This is a genomic window from Serratia sp. A07, from assembly GCF_058725505.1.
Window position 1 is genome coordinate 1 of the sequence record NZ_JBZXDO010000176.1, and the last position, 1150, is coordinate 1150.

Below are 1150 nucleotides of genomic sequence, written 5' to 3' on the forward strand. Positions count from 1 at the left end.
TGGTTGGCCAAAAAGGTCACGGCCGTGTACTTGCTGTTGGCTTTATCATCGGCCACCACCCGCACCCTGACGCCGCGGTCTTTGGCGGCGAGCAGCGCGGTGGCGACGGGCTTGCTAGTGAAGCTGTAGGCCGCCATGTCGATGGACACCTGCGCACTGCCGATGGCGGCCAGCACCACCTGCTGCGCGGTGCCGCCGGGTGAAAAACCCGTCATCACACCGGCAGCCTGCACACGCATGCAGGCCAGGCAGAGCAGCAGGGAAAAAACAGTCGGTAACAGGCGTTGATAATAAGTCATTGAAACGCCCTCATCGGAAAAAGGGATCTGAGCAACATCGTTTTCCCAAAGTTTGGTGACGCGTAAATACCAATACTGGAATAGCTATTCCTGCTTATAAACATGCAAGCACCGAAATTGAATAAGGAAATTGCGCTAACGCCATGCATCACTCAGCACATAGGCGGCGCAGAGCGGCAACGAAAGACCATAATTTTGCGACATGAATACAACACACCGGTCTTCTTCGAATACGGGCAGCCCATCCTGACATTTCAGAAGACAGGGGTTCTCCAGCCTTATCTTATTTAGCTGCGCAGCATTGAAAAGGCCGCTTTCCGTTATTCTCACGACATCCATATAATGCCATTGCGCCAATGACAGAACACCCAATATTTCTTTACGATCCTCCACATTCGACAGCAAACTATCCAACTCTTCACTGGCGCACTCTTTATTTACCCATATTAACCCAATAGCACCAAAGCGTTTCTTTGTCTTCTCAATCTCCTTTTCTTCTTCGCGAATTCTTGTTATTTCTGACTGCAAAAATGCTTCATCATTATCGAATATGTCATTCATCAGAACGCCTCCGGGAAACATCTGACTAACCTGTACCCGCCGCGGCTGAGAAAACCGCAGAGACGGGGTACAGGTGAATATTTACATCAAGAGTGCGCCATAGCCGATCAAAGAATATTCCCAATCGACTTGGCCAGCTGGTCTTCGAGTACCGGCTTGGCTTCCTCAAACTTGAGGTTAACCTTATTGGCATTGGATACAACGCGCGTCTGGTACTTGTGCTGATTACCCTGCTGCGTGCTGGTCTGTACCTTGGCGCCGGACGTGCCCTGACGCAGCGCCGCGACGTT

3 protein-coding genes are annotated in these 1150 nt (G+C 51.1%); all 3 read right to left on the bottom strand.

The window, feature by feature from the left end; all coding sequences use genetic code 11:
- Positions 1-299 (bottom strand): phospholipase D-like domain-containing protein (locus AC4PR2_RS28985; RefSeq protein WP_492176061.1); only part of this gene is annotated, 299 nt, incomplete at its 3' end.
- 135 nt (positions 300-434) lie between these two features.
- On the bottom strand, positions 435-860 hold the full coding sequence (locus tag AC4PR2_RS28990) for a hypothetical protein (RefSeq protein WP_492176062.1): 426 nt from the start codon (positions 858-860) through the stop codon (positions 435-437).
- 107 nt (positions 861-967) lie between these two features.
- On the bottom strand, positions 968-1150 hold a 183-nt coding region (traT, locus tag AC4PR2_RS28995), incomplete at its 5' end, for a complement resistance protein TraT (protein ID WP_492176063.1).